Origin of the sequence: Arthrobacter sp. ISL-85, from assembly GCF_018613675.1 — a bacterium.
Classification (GTDB): domain Bacteria; phylum Actinomycetota; class Actinomycetes; order Actinomycetales; family Micrococcaceae; genus Arthrobacter.
This window is the reverse complement of the sequence record NZ_JAGGPQ010000003.1, coordinates 423-25,208: the sequence shown is the minus strand read 5'-3', so window position 1 is coordinate 25,208 and position 24,786 is coordinate 423. Positions and strand designations below refer to the sequence as shown.

Here is a 24,786-nt window from a genome sequence, read left to right as displayed (position 1 = left end):
CGAAGGCTCTCGCCTAAAAGCAGAGGCGAGAGTAGCGTCCATTTCGAAGGAATGTTCACTTGCGACCGTGGCGCATTGGTTGCTAAACGGCGCTGGCCGCTATTCGGAGGGCTGGAATGTCCGGTTGGAATGCTGATAACGCTGCGGGGCCTCTGGGTGCCGGGACGGTTACCCTGGTTGAGGGTTCGTCTTTCTGTATCTCCCTGGGGAATGGAGATATCCGTCCTGGGAATCCACATGGTCTTTTCGTCCAAGACACTCGTATCCTGTCTCACTGGAGCTTATCCGTTAACGGCCGGGTGGTAGAAGAGCTGGGGGCTGAAACGAAGGAGCCGTACCGCGCGCTATTTGCTGGACGTGTCCCCGGCCCAAATGGACATGCCGACAGCCCCCTTATTGTGGAGCGGCTGCGCGAAGTAGGGTCCGGAATCCGCGAACAGATCACCGTTCGGAACTACTCGCTGGTGCCAGCCGACTGCGTGGTTTCGCTAAGAGTTGCGGCCGATTTCGCTGATCTCTTCGAAGTGAAGGAGGCGCGAATCAAAAGACGTTGGGACGAAACACGGCAGAACCGGGTCGATGAGCTGATTATTCAGGCCAGTTGGCAAGATGTCCGAAAGGGTGTTGTTATCCATGCGTCTGGCGCGGAGGCTACGCCGGAGACCTTGACCTATAGGGTGACCATTGCACCCCACGGCCAGTGGAGCACAACCCTGACGGTGATGCCCGAAACCGAGAGCGGCAGTCGTCCGCCGTCTTTCATCCATGCTGACGGCGAGCTCTCCCCCAGTGACCTGCGCCGACAACAGTGGGTGGCGAAGATTCCGGTCCTGCAGATGGGTAACCGGTCGATTGAACGGACTATGCGGCGCAGCTATGACGACCTGGGTGCGCTCAGGATCGAGGACCCTAACCAGCCAGACCGGGTTGTCGTGGCCGCCGGTGCCCCGTGGTTCATGACCCTTTTTGGCCGGGACTCGTTATGGGCCTCGGAGATGTCCCTTCCAATTGATCCCTCCTTAGCGCTAGACACGCTGCAAACGCTGGCCGACCGGCAGGGCCGCGTAGTAGATCCTACAAGAGAAGAAGAACCCGGCAAGATCTTGCATGAGGTCAGGCTTGATGTCTCCAGCGGACTGGCGCTGGGAGGCAAGGCCACCTACTACGGCAGCGTGGACGCCACCCCTTTGTTCGTCATGGTTCTCGGATCGGTTAGTCGTTGGGGATTCGCCGCGGACACCATCGCTGCTCTGCTGCCTCATGCAGACCGCGCAATGGAGTGGATTCAGAAATAGGGGGACAAAGATGGCGACGGTTTCGTCGAATATGAGCGGCTGAACAGCCGAGGGCTGATTAACCAAGGCTGGAAGGATTCCTGGGATGGCATTAATTTCGCAGATGGAAGTATGCCTGAGCCACCGATAGCCCTGTGTGAGGTGCAGGCGTATGTCTACGGAGCCTACGCGGCCCGCGCCTGGATGGCTTATGACGCCGGAGACGATGCCCTGGGGAACGAGTATGCCGATCTAATGGTGCAGTTGAAGAAGCGCTTCAACGAGGAATTTTAGATGCCGGAACGTGGCTATTACGCCGTTGCCTTGGACGGAAAGAAGCGCCATGTCGACGCCTGCGCTTCCAACATGGGCCACTGCCTATGGCTCGGACTTGTGGATGAGGACAAGGCTCCGTCGGTGGTGAAGCACCTCGTGTCCCCAGAAATGTTCAGCGGATGGGGCGTCCGAACCCTGGCCACGGACATGGGCGCCTATAACCCCGCCAGCTATCACAACGGTTCCGTATGGCCCCATGACAACGCCATCATCGCAGCAGGACTGCTGCGATATGGGTTCGTGGACGAAGCGCAACGGATCTCGACCGCCCTGCTGGAGGCGGCCGAGTATTCAGGTGGCCGCCTTCCTGAATTGTTTTGCGGTTTCAGCCGGGAACAATTCGCTGTGCCTCTGCCCTATCCGACGGCATGTTCGCCTCAGGCCTGGGCGTCAACGACGCCCATTCTGCTGGTGACAGGCCTGATGCAGTACGACGCTCACGTTTCCCGCGGCGGAGTGTGGATGGACCCAGTCCTTCCCGCGTCTTTTGGTGATGTCCACATCACCAATGCACCTATGGCCGGCGGACGGATCAGCATCGACATCTCGAACTCCGTTCCAATAGTCAAGGGCCTACCAGAGCAGGTGACTTTTTACCGGGGGCACAGGCCATGGATTACGGAGCTGGTAGAGCAATCCGTTCGACGCCGAAAGGGCGAACAGCGAGGGTGAAGTTACGGCCGCTCGATACCCGCGAATGTTTGCAGAACTTCGACCGCGTGGCTCGTGGGATCATACGGAATATTGCCAATGCCCTTAGTCACAGGCACGGTCGTCACCGGTTCCCATAATTCACGGGTGTTGCCCGATGCGAGGGCGAGGAGGGCGTCCCGAACGAAGGTGTCGCGGCCGACCTGCTCGTCGCTGGCGCCAGGTCGGATCTGGCCAACGATGCCGTACATCTCCGTGCCGTGGACGGCGTGCGCACCTTCCACAGGGCCGACGGAAAGCAGGTACGCGCTCCCTCCGGCTGCGGCGTGCGCGAGCGCGCCACGTGCCTGGGGCAGGGTGAAGGAATAGTCGGTGAGCAGGGCGCCGCGAATCTGGACTGGGGTGCGCCCGTCGGTTTGGTACGTGGCGATGATCTTCCGGGCGCGGCTGCGGGGGATGCGGTTCCGGTTAGCGAATTCTTCGACCAGGTCATCGATGCTGCCGGGATTGAAATCCTCGGTCCTGTGAAGGACCCACCAGTCGGTCTCGTGGGTGGTGCTGCTGAACAGAATGTCGACGACGCGATGCAGTCCGGAGTCGAGGACCCGCATGGGATGATCGGCGAGGATCCCGTTGGGCTGGGTGCGGTCATCGACGATGGCGATGACCTCATTGTCGACACCGTGCGCCGCGCCAGGGTCTGATGATTGCGTCTTGCTCATCGTCTCGGCGAGGAGCTCTGCGTCGATGTTGAGGAGCTGTTCGGGGGCGTCCTGGATCCCGAGCGCGGTGAGGACCGCTAGCGCGCGCTCTTCTGCCCCCCAGGCCGGCACCAGGCGTGAGGGCATGCCTGAGAAAGCGGCGATGTGGTGGTAGAGCCCGTCGGCCGAAGGTGCGGCGAGCAGGGCTAGGGCGGAGAAGGCGCCAGCGCTGTGGCCTGTGAGAGTGACGTTGTCCGGGTCGCCGCCGAAGCGGGCGATATTTTCCCGCACCCACTGCAGTGCGGTGATGATGTCCTGCAGGCCGATGTTTGTGGCTTCCTCGAGCGCACCGCCGTATTGGGAGAGGGAAAGCGCCCCGAACGGGCCGAGCCGGTAGTTCAGCGACACGCCGATGGCGCCTCCGGTCGCGGCGAGTCCGGATGCGTTCGAGGTGGTCTGGGTGTTCGCGCCGAGCAGCCAACCGCCGCCGAAGATGTAGACGACGACAGGGAGGGGAGCGTCCCCGGCGTCTTCGGGTGCCCAGACGTTGAGGTTCAGGCAATCTTCGCTGAACCCGTTGTCTGCTTCGAGCCAGCTGGTGTCCCCGGCTTGAAGCGGCGCGGGTCCTTTCTGGTCGTAGGGCAGGTCAGGGTTGAAAGGTAGCAGAACGGGCCGGCGGAATCGCTCGGCGGTGGCATAGGGAATGCCAAGCCAGGAGCGCACGGCGTGTTCATTGGTGAGGGTACTGCTCGTGTCCGCCACAATTAGTCCTTTCTAAAAGTTCATTCGGTTTCGGGGGTAGTGGAGTTGCTGCCGGTAGAAGCGTTTGGGCCGGCGGTCCGGAGCTGCGCCCAGTGGTGCAGCCGTTCGGTGATGGCGCGTTCGTATCCGTTGGTGGTGGGTTCGTAGAAGGTCTGCCGGGGCATGCCGTCGGGGAAGTAGTTCGCGCCTGAGAACCCGGTGTCGGTGTCGGGGTCGTATTGGTAACCCTTGCCGTAGCCGAGGTCCTTCATCAGGCGGGTGGGGGCGTTGAGGATGTGAGCAGGCGGCATCAGCGAACCGGTGCGTCGTGCTGCGTCGCGGGCCCTGTTGAAGCCGCGGTACACGCCGATCGACTTCGGTGCCGTTGCGAGGTAGAGCACGGCTTGGGCGATCGCGAGTTCGCCTTCCGGGGAGCCGAGGCGTTCATAGACGTCCCAGGCAGCGAGGGCCTGCTGCACCGCCCTGGGGTCGGCCATGCCGATGTCTTCGGTGGCGAAGCGTATGATCCGGCGGGCGATGAACAGCGGGTCCTCGCCGCCGTCGAGCATTCGAGCCAACCAGTACAGGGCAGCGTCCGGGTCCGAGCCGCGCATCGACTTGTGGAGCGCCGAGATGAGGTTGTAGTGGCCTTCCTGCGACTTGTCGTATAGCGGCGCGCGCTTCTGCACCGCGGCCGCGAGGGTGGCCGGATCAACGGGCGCAGGGAGCGACTGGACCTGTTCGATCATGTTCAGCAGGTACCTGCCGTCTCCGTCTGCCATGGCGATAAGCGCCTGCCGGGCGTTTTCGTCCAGTGGTAGCGGTGACCCGAGTATGTCTTCGGCGCGATTGATGAGGGCGTGGAGCGCCACATCGTCGAGGCGTTTCAAGACGAATACCTGGCAGCGGGACAGCAGTGCCCCGTTGAGTTCGAAGCTGGGGTTTTCGGTGGTTGCGCCGACGAGGACAATGGTGCCGTCTTCGACGTAGGGCAGGAACGAGTCCTGTTGGGCGCGGTTGAAGCGGTGGATTTCGTCGACGAAGAGCAGTGTTCCCTGCCCGATCTCCCGGCGGCGCTGGGCTACTTGGAACACCTTGCGGAGGTCCGCTACACCGGAGAAGGTAGCCGAGAGCGGCTCGAACGCAAGGTTGGTTTGCTCTGCGAGGAGACGGGCGATGGTGGTCTTCCCGCACCCAGGTGGGCCCCACAGGATCATCGACACGAGCCGTTGCGCGCCGAGCATGCGCCCAATTGGGGCATCCGCGGCAAGGAGGTGGTCCTGGCCGAGGACCTCGACCAGGGTGCGCGGGCGCAACCGGTCGGCAAGGGGCCTGGAGGAATCGTCCATCTCGAACAGCGACGGCGGTTGCCCGCTCACGATCCCTGCTTCCACGGTTGGCCGGAGGCGAGGTCGTAGGAGTCCTGAACCAGGTTATCAATGAACCGCGTTGTAATGCCCCGGCCGTATCCGACGGAGATCCAATTCTGTTTGTTGAGGTAACGTCCGGGGGTGACGGAGGCGTAGTCACGGCAGAGAGCGTCGCCGTGGTGCGGGTCGGCTTTGACGGTGATGATCTGCTGATCCGGATCGTCTTCGGTGATGATGAGGAACACCTTGTTGCGTATTTTCCACACGTCGAGGTGGGGCGTGAAGGGCCTGCCATTGCTGACGCCCTCGAGCGCGGCCGCGGTGTTGCGGGCAATCTGTTGCAACTGGTCACCGGAGAGGGTCATCGGTCTGCCCCGTCAAACAAGGCGGGGTCAACGGGACGCTTCGCCTGGGGCAGATTTGCGACGACGAGAAGATAAGACTCAGTGACCAGCTGATCAACGAGGGTCTTCTTCAGGGTCCCGCCCGGGTGCAGCGTGATCCAGTGCTGCTTGTTCATGTGATACCCGGGGGTGATGTCAGCGTGTTCCTCGCGGAGTGCTTTCCCATCTTCAGGGTCGGCCTTGACGACCACGATGGGTTGGCCCGTGACGTCGGTCATCAACATGAACACCTTGCCCCGAACCTTGTAGACGTCCCACTCTGAACCGAACGGGTGCTCCAGATCCGCGCCGGGGAGTTCCTGCACCCTCGCCCGTGCAAGCGCCTGCAGCTTTTCGCCATTCATGCGATGACCTCCATCCTGTACTAGATTGTAGCCATGTACGTACACCCGTACGCAGTTCCTCTACGCACAAGTGTACGCACAGCTGTACGCACTAGGTCAAACATTGGAGAACAGTATGCGCCGAGGGAAGCCGAACGACCCGGGACGCCGCTCCCGGATTCTGCAAGCGACGCTCGATGTAATCAGGTCCGGGGGCATAAGCGCAGCGTCTTACCGGGGAATCGCTGAGCACGCCGCGGTGCCGCTGGGGTCGATGACGTACTACTTCCCCACTTTGGAGGGCCTCATCCTGAGTGCCCTGGATGCAACCCGCGTTGATCTCGAACCCCGCTATGCGGCCCCCCTGAGTGAAGCGCGTACTCAGGCCGACATCGTCGATGCACTTGTCGAGGCGACGATCGGCGCGACGAGCCCCAACCTCGACGACATCCGCCTCTATGAGGAGATTCGCCACTACGGCGCGCGGAACGCGAAGGTGGCAGCTGTTCTTCAGGCAGTTGAGGACGATGCCCTCGTGATGCTCCATCGGGTGCTGCCGACCAGCACCGCGCTTGCCGTCAATGCACTGCTGTGGGGTTGGTGGAGCCACCGCCTGGCGCACCCGGACACAGAACTGGACGAGGTAGCCGTGCGTCAAGCCTTCGGAGCCTTGGTCGCCATCCCCGCCCCCGGTCACCCATTCCACGAAAAGGAACATAAACATGCCTGAAACGATGCGCGCCATCCGGCTGGCCGGCCCCGTCGGACCCAACGGCCTCACCGTTTCCCAGGTTCCAATCCCCGACGTCGGGCCTGGTCAAGCGCTTATCCGCGTGATGGCGTTCGGCGTTAACGAATCCGAGGTCACCAGTCGAAAAGGGCAGTCTGGGCCCGATTTCTCCTTCCCCCGGATCCTGGGCATCGAAGCCGTTGGCGTCGTCGACGCCGTCGGCGAAGGTGTTGATCTTGATCATGGGCAAAAAGTAGCCACAATGATGGGAGGACTCGGTCGCGCCATCGACGGCAGCTATGCGGAGTATGTCGGAGCCCTCAGCGGAGACTGGACTATCCCTGACTTCTCACCGTTCACCATCCCCACGGGCGTCCGGCTAACGAGCTACAGTGGCGAAGCCAAAGATCTACCCGCAGCCGCACTGGCGAAGTACCTTCGCGCGATCGAAGCCGACTCACTCGACATCGTTGTTTCCGACACCTACGCAGGCTTGGAAAAGGTGGCAGAGGCACAGCACGATCTTGAGTCCTGTCATCGCCCCGGAAAGAGGGTCGTAGTTCTCGCCGAAACCTGACCGTGAACCCTGCCCAAGCTGCCCGGTATGTCTGACGGCGCGACGGCTCGGCCGAAAGCGGATAATGCATGGGTTCAAGTGATCCTCTGCCTCACCATCCGAATACTTTACCTTCCGGATGGTAAAGTTTGGATGTGCGAGAAAGCCAACGCCCTCGAATCCTTGACGCAGGCCTGCGCGTAGCCGGCTCGGACCAGGGTGCCACGATCACCCTTGAGCGGGTTGCCAGCGAGGCCGGGATAACCAAGCCAGGCCTGATGTACCACTTCCCAAACCGTGAAGCACTCATGGTGGCCTTGGTCGAACATGCTGCCCACCAACTCCGGCGAAGAATGATTGACCTCCTTGGCGCGAGCCCGGAGAGGGCAACGGTAGCTGACCGGTACCGGGCCTACATTCAGGCCGCGGCCCAGGGAGAAAACATGCGCGCGGAATGGGCGCTTTGGTTTCAGTCCGCTTATTGGCCTGAGCTGCAAGCGGCCTGGACCGGCCCACTTGAGCGTTGGTTGTCGCTGCCCGAGGGTATGCCTCCTGGGCAGCGCAGCCGGCTCATGACCGCGCGCTTGGCTGCGGATGGCTTATGGGCCGCGCAAGCCAGTGGGGTACTTAGGCCAAGCGCAGCCGATCGATCCGTCATTTTGGCGCAATTGATCGACCTGGTGCGGGAGGGAGAAGCAGAGTGAAGAAATGGCTATCGCTCGGCGGGGCGGTCCTAACGGAGGTGAGCGCTACCCTCGCGCTCAAAGCCGCCATGGAAACGCCGGGCTGGTATGCGTTGGTCGTCGTCGGATACTTCTCCGCCTTTGGCCTGCTCACAATCTGCCTGCGCTTGGGCATGAGCATTAGCGTTGCCTATGGCGCCTGGGGCGCAGGTGGAGTGACAACCACCGCGCTTTTATCCGCCCTTATTTTTGACGAAACCCTTACATGGCTGATGGGCCTAGGCATGATGTTCATCCTCGCCGGCGTCGTAACAGTCGAGCTTGGATCGCAAAACGCCAAGCGCCTCCAACAAGCGAAGGATGCGCAATGAGCTGGGTCTTCCTGTGCCTGGCCATCGCTACCGAAGTTGGTGCCACGATGTCCCTGCGGGCTTCGGAAGGGCTGAAGAAGAAGCTGTGGCTTATTCCCATAGTGGTCGGCTATATCTGTGCATTCGTCTTCCTCAGCCTGGCCTTGGCCGAAGGGCTCGCACTTGGAGTGGGCTACGGAATCTGGGTTGCCTGTGGTGTGTCACTCACAGCAGTATCGGCCCGTCTCTTTTTCAAGGAGCCGCTGACACCGCTCATGGCATTCGGTATAACGCTCATCGGCGCAGGAGTTTTGGTGGTTGAAATCGGCGCGGGCCTGGCCCACTGAACGCTAAAGCTTCCTGGCCAAGGTGACCAGTCAAGGACTTGATTGCCACGCAGGCTGACTTATCGGCCAACTCCAAATATCGCATGTGCGCCTCTTTTGGCCTATTCGAATCCTTGCGCGGGTAGGAGGGCGTCGTCTTAGTGCCCATCACAGCTGCGACTAACGCAATTCCAGGCAAAAACATCCAGGTCGATGGCAGGCCTCGTCATATGGTCCTATCAACGTTTCCGCGCTGTCGGCTGTTTCCCATCCTGGTGACCGCGACGCATCTGATTCATCGGGAGCCGAGTTTCGAGACTTCACGGGTCAGCCCCCTCCCAATATGATTCCACTCGAACTTCTGCATGCCTTTTCCGGCACTAACTCAAACCTACGAGCCAAAGATTTCGAGCGTTGACGTCCCGCATTTCCGGAACGTTAAAAGCCCTGTTCGGTTGATTCGGGAGATGGCTCGTAGAGCGCAACCCCGAAGTCGGTTGTTTGCAACACCGGCCCCTCTCTGAAAGCCACCGCAAGAGCCATCCTCGGCGCGCGAAAACCCACAGCCTCAGAACTCTCAGCCGCATTCCGTTTTCTTCAGGGAACTCAGCTCCCGCAAGAACCTCACAGAATGCCGATCACTGCCGCCGAAGCGCGGATTTCTTCGATCGCCACGAGTCGGCCCACGTCGCGCCGTCGCCGAAAGGCCAGCAACTCATGGACGTCACCGTCCAGGTCTTCCAAAACCGCCAGCCGGCGTCACTGCGCCCCCTGGCAAACTGGCTCATCAGCACCATGCTCGACGACGACCGCCTCACCTCCGCACCCGGCCTACCCGCGCCGGTTCGACATCCCGGGCCGCCTTCAAAACTGGATTCGAGTTGCAACGCAATCACCCGCCGTCGGCCGGTGAAGACACAACCGCATTTCACCCCAAGTGGGGCCGGTTCCTCCCTTACCCACACGGGTTTTCCCTGGACCAAATCGGTCCGGCCAACGTTCCCCACTCCCCCGTCCACTCCGGCAATGAACTACCGTGAAGCCCGCAACGCGGCGAGGAATGCGGAACACGCATTCAGCCTGCCCAACAACGCCACGCTTGAGCTCATCCACAAGAAACTCGAGCGAAAGCACGGCAGAACCATCACTATTGGCGAGTCTGGCTCTTCTGCGAGGACCGGGACGTCGTCCTCCATGCACCGGCCAAATCCGACTGGCACCCGGCACCAGATCATCCTCCACGAATTCAGCCACATGATCCTCGAACACGATCGTGAGGGCCTGAGCAATGAATTGGTCAAAAGCCTCCTTCCAGACCTCGACGGTGAACGCGGGCTGCTGGCACTCGCCGCAGCAGTTACCCCCACGACGCTGAACTCGCCGCCGAAGCCCTCGCCGATCAGCTCGCACCGCGCATCATCAACAACGACGCCGGTATCCCACCCGAACCATTGGCGTTCCGCAAAGTGTTCGGGGTGATGGAGTATGTCCCGGCAGCCATGCTCTGGGCCCTGCCCCTCTCAGGGCTCCCCGCCGCGCTCGATCCGCACCGCGGCCAGGTCTTCCGGGCGACCATCCTCGCCGCGATCGCCTGCACCCTTTACATCCCTGCCGTCTACTACGGCCTCGATCCGTTGCCGGGTGGTAAAACCACGTCGGCCTGGCCACGCTTTTGTCGCTGCTCCTCGGGTTCCGGCAATTCCGGACAGCCATCCTGCTGGCAGCAGCTTGCCGACGTCGAAGCACGACATCTTCAGCTCACCATCGGTCGGTGGGCTGCGGTGGGCTCGTGCTCGGCAGTGGCCGCAGGATTCCTGGCAAGCCGTACCCCGGCCACAGACCCGACCTGCCCCTCAGCTACGGGAACAGCCAGGCATGGCGCTGTTCCTCTGGACCGGATACGCCTTCATTATGTGGATCTGTCCTGATATCGCACGTGTGTGCCAAAAAATCTTCCGACAATGCGAGGACCGGCCTTCCGCTCGGCTTTTACACTCATCGCCATCGGCTGCATTCTCTTCGCCTTGGTACTGCTCGACCTGCTCCTCTACGAGGCCGTAACGAGAGTCAAGCCGCCGGCAGCCGCGGTCCTCACCGTCTTCTACTGGACTGGCGAAACATTCGCAGTTCTCCTCGTCAGCGTCGGGCTGCTCCTGCCACGACTGGCGGGACCTCTCAATCACCGCACGTTCGGGCTCCGTGTCCGCCTGCTGCTCCTGGAAATCGGGCCGATCTGGAACAGAGTCGCGTCGGACCAGCCAGAATTGATCCTCGATCGACGACGTGCCAGCAGACCGACAGCACCCAGCACTCAGCCCTCACGCCGAAACACACCTTCACCGACGCCTCGTCGAAATACGAGACTGCGAAATGGCCAGCCCCGCAGCAGCCGGACGGCTCAACGCCCACGACTGCTCCGTCGTCGAACGGGCGGAACCCGCCCTCGAAAGGCACTCCGGCGCCCGTCCCACACCGTAGGCGTCTCACACGGTTGGGGCGGTCATGCCGCATGGACCGGTCCCAACCATGAATGACCAGATGCATCTTTGCTGTTTGTCATTCTGATATCCGATTTTCGCTGGGCGGGCCTTCCTCGCAACCAAGGCGCATCGCGCCGCTCGCAGTCCGGCCCCTTGTACCCAGCGGTGGGTCCTCTATCGGAACGGCGCCGAAAGCGAATGACGTCGGAGCGTGCTGCCACAACCCTTAAGGTCAGCCGAAAGGACAAGGCCCGCAACCTGTTAAAATCCACCTGTACGCACTTCTGAGACACCGAAATTTCGAGACACAGGCTGAATTGGGAGAAGGGTCGGCCGACCGCAAGGGGATCACGTATCTTGCCGTTGACAACAGTAAAGTAGTCCGAGGGCGCATGGCCCTTCGTGGCGGGCGAGAGGGATCGGGATGGACGACGGCGCAGGTGTAAGAAGCGTATTGACGGGGCTTCGGGTCTTGGAGCGACTCGCTGAGCCTGGGGTGGTGGGCGTCTCAGAACTAGCCAGAGATCTAGATCTCCCGAAGTCGTCCGTGCAACGGATGCTTCGCACCCTGCAGGAGGGTGGCTGGGCTTTCGAAGTCCGCGATCAGACGACCCGTTGGACCCTGACTCCCAAGATGTTCCAGTTGGGCCAACGCCATCACGCGGGCAACGATTTGCGCGCGATCGCACTTCCAGTCATGCAGCAGCTCTGGGAGGAGACCCGAGAGACCGTCCACCTTGCAGTCGTGAAAGGAGATTCCGTTTTCGTCCTGGAGTCGCTCGAGAGCCCTCAAGGGGTGCGAGCCCACATCGCGCTCGGCATGTCGATACCACTTCTGGTCTCTGCTAATGGCCGTGCTCTGATCTCGACATGGCCAGATGACCAGATCCATGAACTCGTCTCTCGTGGATTGACTGCCTATAACGCGCACACGATCACCGACGCAAACGCGCTTCTGGCTGTCATCGACCAAGCTCGCAAGACGGGTTACGCCGTGACTGACCAGCAGTGGCGAGAAGGCGTCCACGCCGTTGCAGCGCCTATAGTTGTCGCCGGAGTGGGTGTAGCAGGTATAGGCATTTCTACGCCGGTTCATCGAATCTCCGCCGAACTGGAAGAGAAATACGGGAGGCTGGTAGTCGGGGCCGCACGCGCCATCGCCCACGGCCTGGGAGAAGGCTGATGAGCTTGTCTCCAACATAGTTTGGCCGCCTATACCGGCGCCCCTCAGAGCGTGTGAGCCCGTCGCGTTCGAGGCCGCCGTCGACCACTCCCTCATGAAAACCGCCGGCTCCTCGCGCACGCCGGTTATCAGACAGGCCCCGGGTCAGCGGGCAGAGAGGTACTCGAGCTGCGCGCGTGTGGACGCGTCACCGGCGAACCGGAACGCTGGCGCGAGGTCGAGGCAGCCGCGATTGGTGACCCTCGAAAGGGTGTCAGGAACGATGGATGCCGGGAGATTAAGCCCCCGCAGCGCCCGCTCATCTCGATGAGACGCATACGCCCGTGCTCGAGATAGTGGCGTGCCGTCTCGGCCAGGTCGGGCAACGACGGACCGCGTGCGGGCACTACCAGCCTGCCGGCACCGACCGCGGCGAGCGACTGGGCTATCTTCCGGCATCAGGAAGAACACCGAATCCTCCGCCTGGCCTGGCGTGCGCAGCACCCGCCTGCCACGTACTTCGCTCTTGCGCCGGCCCGCCGTCGATGCGCAGGGCGGGATCCCACGCTCGCACGGATGGCCGCGTTCGCGCGACGAGTCCGGGTGCGCCCTCGACGTGGTCTACGTGGTGGTGGTGCTGGGTGAGGAAAATCAGCTCGACCTGCCCCGCAGCCGCGATCCGGTCGAAGTGCGCGGCGTCGTCAGGGCCGAGGTCGACCACAACGAGCGACGCCGATCCCGGGTGCGCGCAAAAAATGGGTTCGTGCCGTGCGTCATTGGCCCTGGGTTGGGTGCGAGCATCCGGCGGCCAGCGTGGTCCATTGCAGCGGGGCGCCGGTGCGGGGTCGGTCATCTTAGGAGCACTCCAGCATCTCGGGTCACTTTAGGCGGACGAGGACATCAGAGAGCCGCGCCATGAATACGCCGTTGTCGTCTCCGGCGATCATGTGACCCGCCGCGGCGACCTCGAGTGCTTCGGCATGCGGAATGAGCATGCACATCTCGTGCACGTGCGCAGCACTGACGATGTCGGAGCTACCGCCGCGGGTCAGCTGGGTCGGCACCGTAACGGCCTGCGCGGCGGCCTTGGAACGCTCGTACCTTGACCTCGCGCTAGGGCTTGCTCGTGATCCGCAGGGATGCAGGATCCCAAATGCCAGTGCCCAGCACCACCCCGCCGTCGTCATGCTGGCGCAGGTCCTTGCGCAACCCGTCGAAGTTGCCCGGGCGCCGTCGATGCGGGTTGTAGGCGGCGATGGCGTCGGATGCAGCCTCCAGTGTCGCGAACCCGTGCGGCGCACTCGCCAAGAACGACTAAACGTGCTTGATACCCGCCGGCTCGAACCGGGCTACGACGCCGACAAGCACGAGGGCGCGGGCCAACCCGGCCACGCTCGCCCTCGCCGATGAGTGAGGTCATGCAGCCCATCGACGCGCCCATGTGCACCGGCATCTCACCGATCCGTTCAATGATGGCTTGCGCGTCGGCTACGAGCGCGGCGGCGGAACTGTCACCGTCAGCCGCCCATGCACTGTCGCCGTGGCCAGCCGCGGGAATCGAACGCATAGCTTGTCCACCGGCACGGGCCAAGTGAACTCCGGTGCGTCGCCAAGAGTGTCTACGCTGTCCGCCGCCGTTCAACGGCAGGACGGCACAGCGGGAGTGGCCCCCATGGGGGACGCTGCGATGGCGGCGGGAGCAGCATCGGAAGCGCCGCCGACCACACCGGAATCACCGATGCTCTCTGATACGTCACCGGGCCCGGGCCACGCCTCGCCGCCCTGAATGCGCGGGACCCCCCCCCGCATGAGCACCGAGCCAACCACTACGACTTATTCGCCTTGAGCGCCTCATTCAGCGGTGGCAGGAACATGAACAGGTCTTCGACGAACCGACCCGAAACATCGTGTCCCTCCGATCGTGTCTGAGGCGAGGATCGCGTCGGGTTGAACAAGCGACGCCGCTGCCGCAATCGCATCGACGACCGGTGCCGTAAGGTCCGCGTCGGCTCCGGTTGCAGCAAGCCCCGCGTCACACGGAGTTATCCGGCGGAAGCGGCGAACCCATCGAGCTGGGCGCCGTAGCTGACGATGAGTGCCACCGGGGTACCGACGGACCGGGCCGCTCCCAATGGGTCAGCTGCGGATTTGGACAGTTCACCCCCAGGAACGGCGTCGAGCAGCACAAGGATCGAGTCGGCTGAAAATTCCGTCATCGTTCGTCCCTTAGGCCAGTCTGTTCTCTATCAAGAACGCGGCGAGCTTCTCGCCACCCTCGCCCCATCGGTGATCTTCACGCCTGCACGCCGGTGGAGGCCTCTACTCACTCGAACCCCACCGCAGCGCGGCCGAAGTTCATAGGCAACGCCCGCCGCCCGTTTGCCCGCCTCGTCGACAGCTTCCTCGCCTAAATTGCCCTATTCGCCACCGTGCTCACCGCAATCCCAGACCTCTCGCGACAATGCTTCGCAGCACTTCTTTCGTACCACCGCGGATCGTGGCCGAAGGCGAGTTAAGTATCACATGTGCCAACATTGCCTGGTAGGCGTTGGAGGCGTCCGAGTCAGGCTCTGTCTGCAAGGCCAACCGAAGGACTTCGGGAATCTCCTGTTCGAAGCAGGTGCCCAGGTCTTTCACCAGCGCCGCATGGAGCGCAGGATCTTTCCCATCGGCGATCATCGAAGCCACCGACCTCGACATCCGACGCAGCGTGACAAGATGGGACACCATTCGCCCGATTACTCTCGTACCTTCAGCCGAGGGATGCTGCTTCAAGATCCTGACGAACTCTTCGAGCGCGCGAAGATGCGAGAGGAATCGCTCCGGACCGCTTCGTTCGAAAGCCAACTCACTGGTGACCTGATTCCAGCCATCTCCCTCGGTGCCGATGATCGCATCGTCGGGAAGGAATACATCCTGAAAGTGCACCTCGTTGAAGTGTTTGCCCCCGGCAATGTCGGTGATTTGCCGACACACGATGCCTGGCGTACTCATATCAACCAAGAACTGGCTCAGACCCTCGTGTCGCGTCTCGCCGGCCGGCGCGGTGCGGCAGAACAGTATCATGTAGTGGCTGCGGTGGGCATTCGTCGTCCAGATCTTCGTTCCACTCACAAGCCAACCTCCGTCGACTCGGTTGGCGCGAGTTCGAACCGAAGCAAGGTCCGATCCGGAATCTGGCTCACTCATCCCGATACAGAAGTACGCCTTGCCTGCGGCTATGCGGGGAAGGATTTCCTGGCGCTGGCGTTCGCTGCCATACCGCAACAGCAGAAAGCCGCTTTGCCTGTCTGCTACCGAATGCGCGGTGATGGGCGCGCGTGCCGCGAGCAATTCCTCGAGTACGACATAGCGTTCGACGAGGCCGTACCCACCTCCGCCATACTCCAAGGGAAAACCCATGCCGATCCATCCACGTGCGCCGAGCGCCTCGCTGAATTGAGGGTCGTAGCCACCGAAGGCAGTGGCCGCGTCACGATCGACGGGCCACTCGAAACCGTCAAGAAATTCCCGCACCTCGGCTCGTAGCCGTTCGCCCTTTTCAGACAGCCGAGGGGATGGGAAGGTCAGAGCGTTCATTTCGACTCTCCTAAAGTGATACCAGCACCCACGGGTGCCAGGGTGCGCCACAGGGTGGTCTCGAGTTCTTCGCCGAGGATCTGTCGCCCCAGTTCGTCCGCCCAGAAGGCTTCATTGCCGAACTCGTCGCGCCAGGCCCAGAGATGTTTGGTGAACAGTTGCAGATTGAGTTCTTCGGTGAATCCGATTGCCCCGAACACCTGGTGTGCGATCGCGGCGCCCGCTCCCGCAGCTTCCCCGGTACGGATCTTAGCGCTCAGCGCAGCCACGCTGTGAAAGAGCGATTCGTCTTCACTCGCAAGCCATTCGTCGATCGCTTCACCACCGGCTTCCGTGGCTGCGCGCGCGGCTGCGGCCTGCGTTGCGAGAACAGAAACGTTCTGCTGAATGCTTTGGAACTTGCCGATCGGCCGGCCAAACTGCACTCGCATGTTTGCGTATTCCACGGTCAAAGTCAGGGCACGTTCAAGAGCACCTGCCATTAATGCACTACGGGCGATAGCAGCGATCACCAGCAGCGATCTGGGCTCAAACGGCGCAGGCGCGACCTCGGCAGGTATGACGCCTTCGAGCCGGATATCGTCGCGCGGATCCCCCGCCAGATTGCGACCAGATGTAACGGAGACACCCGACGCCTGGCGGTCCACTACGACGAGTTGAGGCGAAGGGCTGTCGCTGATGAACACGACATGCGTAGCCGTACTACCCCACGGGACACGTCTGAGAGTGCCCTCCACGCGCCACGTATCCCCTGCGCGACTCAGGTGGACCGGTGCGTCCGTAGAAGCAAATGCGATCGTGGGCTGATCCGTCTCGTGTGCACCTGCCAGATCAATCAGCCAGTGGCCGATCATCGTCTCAGCAAGGGGCACAGCAGCGGCGTTATTGCCTGCGATCTCCAAGAGTTCGCAAGCCATCGCCCAGTTCACACCGATGCCACCCTTATTTTCGGGCACCAGAGCCTTGTCTACACCGGTACTTTGCAGAGAGCCCCATAGATCAGACGGCTCATCGGCGAAGATTTCCGCCAGAGCTTGATGAAGCATCTCGCGCGTTTCATCGTCCAACATTCATTCCTTCTTTCTGATCGCTGCCGTAAGTGCCGGGCACATGCATCCCACTCGTTGCACTACCGGCCCCTGGTATGAGGTCACGTGGTTGCCGACGTATGCTTCGCGCCCGAGGGTGGGTCACGGTCGCTCGCCGAGCTGATGACCCGTGACGATCCGCTCCCCTGACGACTCAACCCACCGAGTGAAGACTTCCAAGGGCTCTCTCGGAGTCTGGAGAGTGTTGACAATTTTTTGCTGGTCCGCGTAACCAAGTGCCATGCCGCAGACCACGGTTTCGTGAGGTCCGGCGTCCAAGAAGGGAAGGATGACCTTGCCGTAATAGTTCCATGCCGCTTGCGGGCATGTGTGCAATCCGTGTGCTCTCGCCAGAAGCATGATGTTCTGCATGAACATTCCGTAGTCAAGGAATGAGCCGCGCCCCATAACTCGATCCATAGTGAAGATCAGTCCCACTGGCGCGTCGAAGAAGTGATAGTTGCGCTGTCGCTGCGCGCGCATTTTGTCCTTTTCCCCCCGCGCAATCCCAAGCAGGCCGTACAAGCTCCACCCGTTCTGCCGCTTTCGGTCGATATACGGCGACACCCACTCGCTGGGGTAGAAATCGGGGTCATCGCGGTAGGCAGGCACGAGATTCGGATCGTCGCTGACAGCATCATCCGCTGCCAACACCTCGGCCACCAGGTCGTCGCGCGGCTGCCCCTCCAATACGTAAACCTTCCACGGCTGCGTGTTCGTCCCGGATGCAGCCCTACTGGCGACGCGCAGAATTTCCTTGACGACCTCGCGATCGATCGGACGGTTGCGGTCGAACGCCCGACACGCGAATCGCGTCTCGATAGCAGCCAAGACACTGTCGGGGTCGTTAATCTGCGCTGCAACTCTGGATGCGGACAACGGCTGCTCCTCGGATTGAACCGGCTGATGTGGCGTTTGGGTCTCGTCCGGTGGGGCGGTAAGTCGGTGTCCAACGAGAGAATTCTGCGGCTTTGGCACTCGACCCTACCTGCCCTCGAACTGGGGAACTCGCTTCTCGCGGAAGGCGGACAGTCCCTCGACGCGGTCGAAGGAATAGCTGTGCGCAGCAGATAGAGCACGCTCGTAGCGCAGACCAGTCGAGACAGGGTGGTCGAGGGAGTCGTTCAGCGCCTGCTTCATGCGCGCGAGCACCAGCGGACTCTTCGAAGAAATCGTCTCGGCTAGGCGCTCAACCGAACCCATGAGTTCTGCATCTGCGACGACTTCGTTCACCAGACCGTGCGCCATCCACTCACGCGCCGTCTGCGTCTGCCCGGTGAACATCAAGTACTTGGCATTGTTAAGTCCGATTTTCCGGGGAAGCCGAACGGTGACTCCGGCGCCGGGGAACATCGCGAAGTTCGAGTGGGAATCACCAATAACTGCGGACTCCGCTGCCACCACGATGTCGCAGGAGAGAACGAGTTCCAGACCGCCGGCAACGGCGATGCCGTTGATTGCGGCGATCACCGGGGTGCCGCTCGCCTCGATGAAGCTGGTGAGCTCGCCGATCTTTTTGACGAACTTCGCGCCCTCTTCAGGAGTCCGTTTGGCGCTGTCCTTCAGGTCCGCGCCAGCGCAAAACCCACGTCCGCTGCCAGTGAGCACCATCGCGCGCACCTCCGGATCGCGATCGCCCGCTTCAACAGCAGCGACGAGAGCATCCAGCATGGTTGCAGTTATGGCATTTAGCGCCTTCGGCCGGTTGAGGGTCAGCCACAACACCGATCCTCGTCGCTCTGTCAGGAGCTCATCCGTTGTGTCATTCGTTTCCGTCGTCATTGACAATCCTTCCTCGGTCACCGAACGAGTACTTGTTCGATGATTATGGTCAAAAGCAGCCGCTTTTCTTACAAGTGCTTGTTTGCGATCCTCATCGCTGCAGGATGTGCACGACGCAAACTGGGCCGATCCCGACCATGTGCGCCAGACCGACCTTGGCGTCCGGCTGTTGCCTGACTCCTGCCTCTCCTCGCAGTTGCCTCGTGATTTCGGCTATCTGCCCCAGGCCAGTCGGGCCGAGGGGATGTCCCATCGAGAGCAGTCCCCCAGAGGGGCTGACGGCGTGGCGGCCACCTATGTCGAACGACCCTTTCGCGAGTTCGGCAGCGCCCTGCCCTGGTGGGCACAGTCCCATTGCCTCCACGAACAACAACTCTTCGATCGCGAACGCATCGTGCACCTCGACGACATCGAGATCCGACGGATCCCCGCCCCATTCCTCGTACGCCGCCTGGGTCGCGGCTTGGGTCAACGCGACGTCGGCGTTTGCGCCGTCGAATGCCTGATCGCTCACTGTCGAAGATGCGGCAACGCGGACCGAACGGCTCTGATCGACTTTGTAGCGCTCCATCGCTTCCTCGGACATGACGATGACTGCCGCGGCACCCTCACCGATGGGGGTGATCTGCAAACTGTTGAGCGATCCTGCAACGTAGGGAGGGCGGACCACTTCCTCGAGCGTCCGCTTCTTTCTGCGCTGTGCGTATGGATTGAGAGCGCCATTGTTGTGGTTCTTGACGGCGACGAGACCGATCTGTTCTTTGGTGTATCCCGCCTCTGCCAGATAACGCTCGGTCAGCAGCGCATAGCGTGCAAACGGGACATCCTGGACCGGGGAGATCGGTGTTATCCCCGTGTCCGGAGCAGCGATCCTTCCGATCGGCTTGTCGACTCCGATGGCGATAGCCACGTCGGCCAAACCGCTCGCCACTTCTGCGACGGCCTGCCGGAATGCCGTGGAGCCTGTAGCCGAGGCGTTCTCGACCTGGGAAACTCGAAGTCCCGTCATTCCGAGGTACCGGAGCATGGGGACCCCCGCCGCCATGCCGAGTCTAGCTGTGCCGACGAACGCGGCTTCGACGGTCGGCCAGGTAATCCCCGCGTCGACGATGGCTTCTCTAACGGCCTGCAGGCCCAATTCGATGTACGACGTTTCGGTCGGGTACTGGTAGGGGTGCAGACCGATGCCGACCACATGCACGGGACGTAGATCAGTAATCAGAACCATCAGTGTTCTCCTGACGTGAAGACGACATAGGAATGGAGCAGCCGCTCGCCGGCCTGGCCGACGACCGTCGCGCCAGGGTGCCATGCAACCTCGTCATCCAGGAACGCATGGATCGTCGGACCGTCGTCTAAGGTGATCTCCCCCATGACGAATGGAACCGGCCACTTGGCGTGCCGATGGACCTCGGCAAAGCTGCGCAACACTCCGCGGGCCTCGAACCTTGTCTCACCGATCTCATTGCCAGGCGCTCCGCACCGCTCGCACCCGAAGCGCTGACGCGGGACGCCCCTTTGGCCGCACCTGAGGCAAATCCACCCAATCAGCTGGGTCCCTCGCTCAGAGTCCAGCCACTGAGGCCCTGCCTCCTCGCTCGGGTTATCCTTCAAAACCATCCTGCGCCTCGTTCCAAAACGTTTGCTGTGTCGCCCTGTGTATCCAGCCCGACCTCTGTGTCGACTGACCTGTGCCTTCAGCCCCGGCTCGCCCCCCTGACGCATTGACGCTGCAACCCATCCCGTAGGCGCGAGTGCATGTCGTGCTATGGGGCACCCTCGCCCAAATGCGCTCGAAGTTTCTTGCTACGCCGGTTGCCGAGTCACAGGGCTGTGCCATTCAGCGGAACGGAATGCCGCTTACCGGTACATCCATCATGGACGGGAGCTTGTGGACTTGTCAACAGAAGCGCAAGAGCCTTCCAGGCGGGGGCGACGTGCACGGTAATCACCAGCGGAAACGTCAACGGGCACCGTCATGTGCCGCGGCACCCCAATGCAAAGGGACAAGGACCCTCCAGGACGCCCGCGCGGAATATCCCTGGCCGCACCCCTCCTCGGAATCGACTCGGGATTGGCAGCACAGCTGAACCAAGCCCGTCCCCAAGGCTCTTTACGAGCACTTGACACTGGCTCATTGTGACGATCATCATAGAGCCTACTCAGGTTGGTCCGCCGTTCCACCAGGCGGAACGTGTTACGTGCTGACCCTACCAATGCCGGAAGGGCCACCGACCTTACCAATGACGGAAGGCAAACGTATGAACGCTACTGCTACTCAACCCTCGAGGCCGGCTTCACCTAGGCGCGTCAGCGCGGCCATCGTCACGGGCACCGCTCTCGAGTATTTCGACTTCTTTCTCTACTCCGCTATGGCTGCACTTGTTATTGGTCCGACATTCTTCCCGTCCTCGAATTCCGTTGCCAGCACGATGGCGTCGCTGGCAACATTCGGCGTCGGATATCTCGCACGACCCTTTGCGGGGCTAATATTCGGGATCATCGGAGACAAGTTCGGTCGAAGGACCGTACTTACCTGGAGCTTGGTCCTGATGGGCGTTTCAAGCGGACTGATTGGTTTGATTCCTTCTTACGCAACGATCGGCATAGCGGCTCCGATCTTGCTTGTTCTTCTGCGGATCGTCCAGGGAGTCGGCGCTGGAGCGGAGTTCAGTTCTGCAATTGCTGCCGCTTATGAGTTCGCGACCCCCAAGAGACGGGGCAGATTAGGATCCCTACCGACGCTCGGCGTCAATCTCGGGGTCTTCGCCGCTTCGTTGGTTGTCGCCGGACTGGCATTGCTGGGGAATGACTTCTTCTTCTCATGGGGCTGGCGCATCCCGTTCGTTTTGAGCTTCGTATTGGCTGGCGTGGGGTACCTCATTCGCCTCAAGCTTCCCGAGACTCCGGAGTTCTTGGACTTGCGTCCTGATCAGGCGCGGCGTTCGTGGCCCCGTGTGCTGGCTGATCTTTTCCGGTCGGACTGGAGGGGCGTCGTCATAGTGTTCATCGTGTACACCGGGTACGCCCTTGTAGCTACGTTATGGAAGACCTTTGCGCTCTCCTACCTGACAGAGTTTCAACATGTCGGACCATCGGTCAGTACCTTTGGGGTCACGCTGGCTAGCCTCTTCGCCATTATTTGGACGCCCCTGTGTGGAAGGCTGTGCGACGCGGTTCCGATCCGATGGGTTCTCGCCATCGGCGGCGTGTTGGTGATTGCTTACTCCGTCCCCTTCTTCTGGCTGCTCGACACGAGGTCACCGATTTGGATCTGGGTAGCGCTAATCCTGGGAACGGGCTTCCTGGCCCCTCTGCTGTCTGTCGCGACGAGTCCGTTCATGGCGCGCCAGTTCTCTACGAATATTCGCGTCACCGGTATCGGCGTCGGGAAGGAAACCAGCGGAGCGGTGGGGGGAGGTCTCGGACCGGTGGTCGCGCTCGCACTCGTCGGCTCAGCAGCCGCGCCAAGCACCCTAGGTGTATCGGTCCTCTTCGCGATAGGGGGCGCCCTCTTCGTGATTGCAGCCTGGGGGGGAAGGACGGTAGCTCCCGCCGTGAGTCTGACCGAGAGTCACACCCCTGCACGGACGGGTACTGAAAGCTGATCCTCCCCTTGGGGCGAACCGATCGAGGCGGCTAGGATTTATATCGCGCGGACGAACGGGTTCCGGTGGCGAGTATCCACGGCGGTGATGAACGCTGGGGATGCTCGAAGCCGACTGGCACGCCCGCTACGTGTCGGGCATCGAACAAGCTCGGGTAAGGAACGGGCGCACGGCCGCCGGTACCAAACGCGGGCGATGCCCGAACTGTGGCGCGTCAGCGGTCCGGAAACGTCCCAACGTCATGCGCCGCTAGCAGCTGCGGCGGTTCCAAGAATGGGTCGCCAGTTACGCCTCGCAGACCTCAGTAGCCGATACGGGATCGGCCCGCGCGTTCCGGCGCAACACCACGTGGTACTGGGACATCGTGCGCGCTACTGGAAAGAATCTCGGTGCCGCCGTGATTGTGTCCGACGGCGGCACCGGGCCGACGTCCGCGGTCCGGGCGTGCTGGCCGTAAACTAACCCGAAGTTACGTCTCTCGTGACGCGTGAAATCCCCGCTGGGGCCGGGATTTCACGAGTCCCGGTGGTTGTCTGTCTGGCTACCTGCCTCCGATGATGGTCGGGATGGGCTACCCGATGAGTTCGAAGGCCTGGCGCTGGGTGGGTGTGGGCGTGGTGAGGAGTTCAAAGCCGCAGTACTTCCCGGTGCCGTTGATGCGCAGCCGGTTGCGGGCAAGGATCCCGAGGTGACGGAGCGGCGAACGGAAGCTGTTGGCAGATTGTCCGCCTGCTATGGTGCGCCGGGATGCCTTGCTCTGCGCGGCGGTAGAGCGGGTGGCGGAGGCGACAGGGTTCGCCGGTTCGGTCCGGTGTTCCTCGGTGAAGGTCAGCGGTGCCCAAGCTTTGCGCAGTTGCCAGGCCAGGTAGACGGCGAGCATGCGGATGAACATGCCCCATACCCGGGTTTCGGTGTAGTGGTGGACCGGGCGCAGTTGCAGATCGATCCCTTTGATCGAGCGGGAGTCGCGTTCGACGTTGGCGAGGGACTTGCAGGTCGCCACGACCTTGCCAGCGTCCATCCGGGGTGCGTTGACGGTGGTCCGGATCATGTAGATCCCGTCCAGGCCACTTCGGCGGCGGCGGTGATTCTTGCCTGTTCGACGTCGGTGGCGGTGACCAGTTCCCCACACTTGCGGGCCCGTTCGTACGGCAGGGCGGGGTTGGGGCAGCCGATGAGTCGTTCGCCGGGATGGTCGGTTGGGAGATGTCCTTTAGGTCCGTCTCATCGAAACAGGGACATCTGCAGCGCTCCGTCGTCGGCGGCCAGGGCCTTGACTCGCCGGGGCGCGCAGTGCGCTCACCCAGCCGGGGTCGCCGTGTTCTTTTGATCTGTTCGATCCTGGCGTTTGTGATCCATGGCGCATTCCCCGACCATGACCATCTCGCCGAACACGACGAACTCGGACGCCAGGCACCTGACGCCGAGCGCATGTTGGTGCTCCCCTGCGACCTACCCCGCGCTCCGCACGCCGTGATGCTGCTTCTCAATGCATCCGATCCGGCCGATGACTCCGACGGTGTCGTGCTGACCGACGCGTCCGGTCACCCGCAGTGGCTGCGCGGCGACTTCCGTGCGAACCACGTCCGCGTGGCAGCCACTTGCCTGCGCGCGATGGGGCTCTCTGGACACCGCGCCGGCGCGTGTTGTTCGCCGAATCACTATTGATCAGACTGCCCGACCTTGGCGGCCTGAACCACGACATCGGCACTCCTGCCGACCTCGCGGAGGCCCGAGAGAGGACCCATCATGAACGAACTCCATGCGTGGTTGCGCACACTCAACGCCGAGCTGGGTTACCTGTAGCCCCCACTAGACGATATGGGTGAAGGAGGGGCGCCGGTGGTCGGGGGCCCTTCTGAAGGCCATTTTCGCCGCTCCGGACCCGGGAGCGCCCTGTTCGATAGGGCTGACTTAAGGGGTTCGGCGCTCCGGCTCCTTTGCCGGCGCTGATGGCCTCTATCAGAAGGGGCCCCCTCGGGGACTGTGTTCCAGAAGGCTGGAACCTCCTTTTCAAAGCAAGACGTGGGTTGCCTGCCACACTTGGCGAACAGGTAGAGCCACATTTGAAATTCGGAGGTTCCAGCTATGTTCGAGCGTACAAGCGTTGGCCTGGATGTCCATGCCCGAACTGTCGTTGCCTGCGCCTTGGACGGTCAGACCGGCGAACTTTTCCGGCAACGTCTGACGCCTGACCGAGAGGAGATTCTTGCTTGGATCATCTCGCTGCCTCCGCCGGCGAAGGTTGTTTACGAGGCCGGCCCGACAGGTTTCGGTTTAGCCAGATTCCTGCTTTCCGCCGGGATCGATACAGTTGTCGCGGCTCCATCGAAGCTTCAGCGCCCGTCCGGCGACCGGGTCAAGACCGATGCCAAGGATGCTCTGCATCTGGCCCGGTTGCTCAAACTCGGCGAGATCACAGCGGTCCAGGTTCCCTCGGTGGAACAGGAAGCAGCCCGGGATCTGGTCCGTTCCCGTGAGGATGTCCGCGGGGACCTCATGCGCTGCCGGCACCGGATCTCCAAGCTCCTGTTGCGTCAGGGCATCGTGTATTCGGGCGGGCAGGCCTGGACTGGAACCCACGAACTATGGTTGGCCCGCCAGCACTTCGAGAACCCGGCGCGGCAGCTGACCTATGAGTC

Annotated in this window: 25 protein-coding genes and 1 pseudogene; 12 read left to right on the top strand and 14 right to left on the bottom strand. The window is 62.0% G+C overall.

Going from position 1 to position 24,786, the window contains the following annotated elements; translation table 11 throughout:
• Positions 1-116 precede the first annotated feature (116 nt).
• Positions 117-2,282: pseudogene (locus J7I84_RS01565) on the top strand (glycogen debranching N-terminal domain-containing protein).
• A 2-nt stretch (positions 2,283-2,284) separates the two neighbouring features.
• Here J7I84_RS01565 and J7I84_RS01560 read toward each other — a convergent pair.
• Genes J7I84_RS01560 through J7I84_RS01545 form a run of 4 tightly spaced genes read right to left on the bottom strand, consistent with a single transcriptional unit; the run spans position 2,285 to position 5,821 of the window.
• Complete coding sequence (locus J7I84_RS01560; protein ID WP_214939717.1) at positions 2,285-3,724, bottom strand: carboxylesterase family protein; 1,440 nt, start codon at positions 3,722-3,724, stop codon at positions 2,285-2,287.
• A gap of 20 nt (positions 3,725-3,744) precedes the next feature.
• Positions 3,745-5,082 carry a replication-associated recombination protein A gene (locus J7I84_RS01555; protein ID WP_311381038.1) on the bottom strand — a complete coding sequence of 446 codons (1,338 nt, stop codon included), beginning with the start codon at positions 5,080-5,082 and terminating at the stop codon, positions 3,745-3,747.
• Entirely contained in the window at positions 5,079-5,438 is a 360-nt protein-coding gene (locus tag J7I84_RS01550) for an MmcQ/YjbR family DNA-binding protein (protein ID WP_214939712.1), read from the bottom strand. Before J7I84_RS01550 ends, J7I84_RS01555 begins: the two co-directional genes overlap by 4 nt.
• Positions 5,435-5,821 (bottom strand): MmcQ/YjbR family DNA-binding protein, encoded by a 387-nt coding sequence (locus J7I84_RS01545; protein WP_214939709.1) that lies wholly within the window; start codon positions 5,819-5,821, stop codon positions 5,435-5,437. Before J7I84_RS01545 ends, J7I84_RS01550 begins: the two co-directional genes overlap by 4 nt.
• Positions 5,822-5,936: 115 nt before the next feature.
• Between J7I84_RS01545 and J7I84_RS01540 the strand changes: the two genes are divergently transcribed.
• From J7I84_RS01540 to J7I84_RS01505, 8 genes are all read left to right on the top strand, one after another.
• On the top strand, positions 5,937-6,530 hold the full coding sequence (locus tag J7I84_RS01540) for a TetR family transcriptional regulator (protein ID WP_285291163.1): 594 nt from the start codon (positions 5,937-5,939) through the stop codon (positions 6,528-6,530).
• Positions 6,523-7,107, top strand: a complete 585-nt coding sequence (locus tag J7I84_RS01535; RefSeq protein ID WP_214939702.1) for an alcohol dehydrogenase catalytic domain-containing protein — start codon at positions 6,523-6,525, stop codon at positions 7,105-7,107. Before J7I84_RS01540 ends, J7I84_RS01535 begins: the two co-directional genes overlap by 8 nt.
• Positions 7,108-7,241: 134 nt before the next feature.
• Complete coding sequence (locus J7I84_RS21715) at positions 7,242-7,790, top strand: TetR/AcrR family transcriptional regulator (protein ID WP_214939699.1); 549 nt, start codon at positions 7,242-7,244, stop codon at positions 7,788-7,790.
• The gene (locus tag J7I84_RS01525; RefSeq protein ID WP_214939696.1) at positions 7,787-8,140 is read left to right on the top strand and encodes a multidrug efflux SMR transporter; all 354 of its coding nucleotides are present in this window, start codon (positions 7,787-7,789) and stop codon (positions 8,138-8,140) included. The genes J7I84_RS21715 and J7I84_RS01525 overlap by 4 nt, the downstream gene beginning before the upstream one ends.
• Positions 8,137-8,466 (top strand): multidrug efflux SMR transporter, encoded by a 330-nt coding sequence (locus J7I84_RS01520; RefSeq protein WP_214939693.1) that lies wholly within the window; start codon positions 8,137-8,139, stop codon positions 8,464-8,466. The genes J7I84_RS01525 and J7I84_RS01520 overlap by 4 nt, the downstream gene beginning before the upstream one ends.
• 1,005 nt (positions 8,467-9,471) lie before the next feature.
• On the top strand, positions 9,472-9,924 hold the full coding sequence (locus J7I84_RS01515) for a hypothetical protein (RefSeq protein WP_214939690.1): 453 nt from the start codon (positions 9,472-9,474) through the stop codon (positions 9,922-9,924).
• The gene (locus tag J7I84_RS01510; protein WP_214939687.1) at positions 9,921-10,373 is read left to right on the top strand and encodes a hypothetical protein; all 453 of its coding nucleotides are present in this window, start codon (positions 9,921-9,923) and stop codon (positions 10,371-10,373) included. Before J7I84_RS01515 ends, J7I84_RS01510 begins: the two co-directional genes overlap by 4 nt.
• 976 nt (positions 10,374-11,349) lie before the next feature.
• Complete coding sequence (locus J7I84_RS01505; RefSeq protein ID WP_214939684.1) at positions 11,350-12,108, top strand: IclR family transcriptional regulator; 759 nt, start codon at positions 11,350-11,352, stop codon at positions 12,106-12,108.
• Positions 12,109-12,965: 857 nt separating this feature from the next.
• Here J7I84_RS01505 and J7I84_RS01500 read toward each other — a convergent pair.
• The 9 genes from J7I84_RS01500 to J7I84_RS01460 all read right to left on the bottom strand — a co-directional run bounded on the left by J7I84_RS01500 (position 12,966) and on the right by J7I84_RS01460 (position 19,967).
• The gene (locus J7I84_RS01500) at positions 12,966-13,151 is read right to left on the bottom strand and encodes an alpha/beta fold hydrolase (RefSeq protein WP_214939681.1); all 186 of its coding nucleotides are present in this window, start codon (positions 13,149-13,151) and stop codon (positions 12,966-12,968) included.
• Positions 13,152-13,200: 49 nt separating this feature from the next.
• A complete protein-coding gene (locus J7I84_RS01495) occupies positions 13,201-13,395 on the bottom strand; it encodes a hypothetical protein (protein WP_214939678.1) in 195 nt (64 codons plus the stop codon).
• Between the two features lie 734 nt (positions 13,396-14,129).
• Complete coding sequence (locus J7I84_RS01490) at positions 14,130-14,303, bottom strand: hypothetical protein (RefSeq protein ID WP_214939675.1); 174 nt, start codon at positions 14,301-14,303, stop codon at positions 14,130-14,132.
• 217 nt (positions 14,304-14,520) lie between these two features.
• Positions 14,521-15,666: an acyl-CoA dehydrogenase family protein gene (locus tag J7I84_RS01485; protein ID WP_214939672.1), complete on the bottom strand. Its 1,146-nt coding sequence runs from the start codon at positions 15,664-15,666 to the stop codon at positions 14,521-14,523.
• Positions 15,663-16,733 carry an acyl-CoA dehydrogenase family protein gene (locus J7I84_RS01480; RefSeq protein WP_214939669.1) on the bottom strand — a complete coding sequence of 357 codons (1,071 nt, stop codon included), beginning with the start codon at positions 16,731-16,733 and terminating at the stop codon, positions 15,663-15,665. Before J7I84_RS01480 ends, J7I84_RS01485 begins: the two co-directional genes overlap by 4 nt.
• A 123-nt stretch (positions 16,734-16,856) precedes the next feature.
• On the bottom strand, positions 16,857-17,633 hold the full coding sequence (locus J7I84_RS01475; protein WP_214939666.1) for a nitroreductase: 777 nt from the start codon (positions 17,631-17,633) through the stop codon (positions 16,857-16,859).
• A gap of 105 nt (positions 17,634-17,738) precedes the next feature.
• A complete protein-coding gene (locus J7I84_RS01470; RefSeq protein WP_214939664.1) occupies positions 17,739-18,536 on the bottom strand; it encodes an enoyl-CoA hydratase/isomerase family protein in 798 nt (265 codons plus the stop codon).
• A 91-nt stretch (positions 18,537-18,627) separates the two neighbouring features.
• Positions 18,628-19,764: a thiolase family protein gene (locus tag J7I84_RS01465; protein WP_214939662.1), complete on the bottom strand. Its 1,137-nt coding sequence runs from the start codon at positions 19,762-19,764 to the stop codon at positions 18,628-18,630.
• Complete coding sequence (locus J7I84_RS01460) at positions 19,764-19,967, bottom strand: hypothetical protein (RefSeq protein WP_214939659.1); 204 nt, start codon at positions 19,965-19,967, stop codon at positions 19,764-19,766. The genes J7I84_RS01465 and J7I84_RS01460 overlap by 1 nt, the downstream gene beginning before the upstream one ends.
• Before the next feature lie 830 nt (positions 19,968-20,797).
• On the opposite strand from J7I84_RS01460, the gene J7I84_RS01455 reads away from it, so the two are divergent.
• On the top strand, positions 20,798-22,144 hold the full coding sequence (locus tag J7I84_RS01455; RefSeq protein ID WP_214939656.1) for an MFS transporter: 1,347 nt from the start codon (positions 20,798-20,800) through the stop codon (positions 22,142-22,144).
• A gap of 571 nt (positions 22,145-22,715) precedes the next feature.
• Here the strand turns inward: J7I84_RS01455 and J7I84_RS01450 are convergent.
• Complete coding sequence (locus J7I84_RS01450; protein WP_214939653.1) at positions 22,716-23,195, bottom strand: hypothetical protein; 480 nt, start codon at positions 23,193-23,195, stop codon at positions 22,716-22,718.
• Positions 23,196-23,470: 275 nt separating this feature from the next.
• Between J7I84_RS01450 and J7I84_RS01445 the strand changes: the two genes are divergently transcribed.
• Together J7I84_RS01445 and J7I84_RS21390 are read left to right on the top strand one after the other, a co-directional pair.
• A complete protein-coding gene (locus tag J7I84_RS01445) occupies positions 23,471-23,812 on the top strand; it encodes a nucleotidyltransferase family protein (RefSeq protein WP_214939650.1) in 342 nt (113 codons plus the stop codon).
• Positions 23,813-24,232: 420 nt separating this feature from the next.
• A partial coding sequence (locus J7I84_RS21390; RefSeq protein ID WP_251045929.1) for a transposase occupies positions 24,233-24,786 on the top strand: 554 nt, incomplete at its 3' end.

Excerpts from the sequence above, each read along its gene's own strand:
- J7I84_RS01550 (WP_214939712.1), bottom strand. The coding sequence starts at position 5,438 with ATGACCCTCTCCGGTGACCAGTTGCAACAGATTGCCCGCAACACCGCG.
- J7I84_RS01545 (WP_214939709.1), bottom strand. The coding sequence starts at position 5,821 with ATGAATGGCGAAAAGCTGCAGGCGCTTGCACGGGCGAGGGTGCAGGAA.
- J7I84_RS01540 (WP_285291163.1), top strand. The coding sequence starts at position 5,937 with ATGCGCCGAGGGAAGCCGAACGACCCGGGACGCCGCTCCCGGATTCTG.
- J7I84_RS01535 (WP_214939702.1), top strand. The coding sequence starts at position 6,523 with ATGCCTGAAACGATGCGCGCCATCCGGCTGGCCGGCCCCGTCGGACCC.
- J7I84_RS01520 (WP_214939693.1), top strand. The coding sequence starts at position 8,137 with ATGAGCTGGGTCTTCCTGTGCCTGGCCATCGCTACCGAAGTTGGTGCC.
- J7I84_RS01515 (WP_214939690.1), top strand. The coding sequence starts at position 9,472 with ATGAACTACCGTGAAGCCCGCAACGCGGCGAGGAATGCGGAACACGCA.
- J7I84_RS01505 (WP_214939684.1), top strand. The coding sequence starts at position 11,350 with ATGGACGACGGCGCAGGTGTAAGAAGCGTATTGACGGGGCTTCGGGTC.
- J7I84_RS01490 (WP_214939675.1), bottom strand. The coding sequence starts at position 14,303 with ATGACGGAATTTTCAGCCGACTCGATCCTTGTGCTGCTCGACGCCGTT.
- J7I84_RS01485 (WP_214939672.1), bottom strand. The coding sequence starts at position 15,666 with ATGAACGCTCTGACCTTCCCATCCCCTCGGCTGTCTGAAAAGGGCGAA.
- J7I84_RS01470 (WP_214939664.1), bottom strand. The coding sequence starts at position 18,536 with ATGACGACGGAAACGAATGACACAACGGATGAGCTCCTGACAGAGCGA.
- J7I84_RS01465 (WP_214939662.1), bottom strand. The coding sequence starts at position 19,764 with ATGGTTCTGATTACTGATCTACGTCCCGTGCATGTGGTCGGCATCGGT.
- J7I84_RS01455 (WP_214939656.1), top strand. The coding sequence starts at position 20,798 with ATGAACGCTACTGCTACTCAACCCTCGAGGCCGGCTTCACCTAGGCGC.
- J7I84_RS01450 (WP_214939653.1), bottom strand. The coding sequence starts at position 23,195 with ATGATCCGGACCACCGTCAACGCACCCCGGATGGACGCTGGCAAGGTC.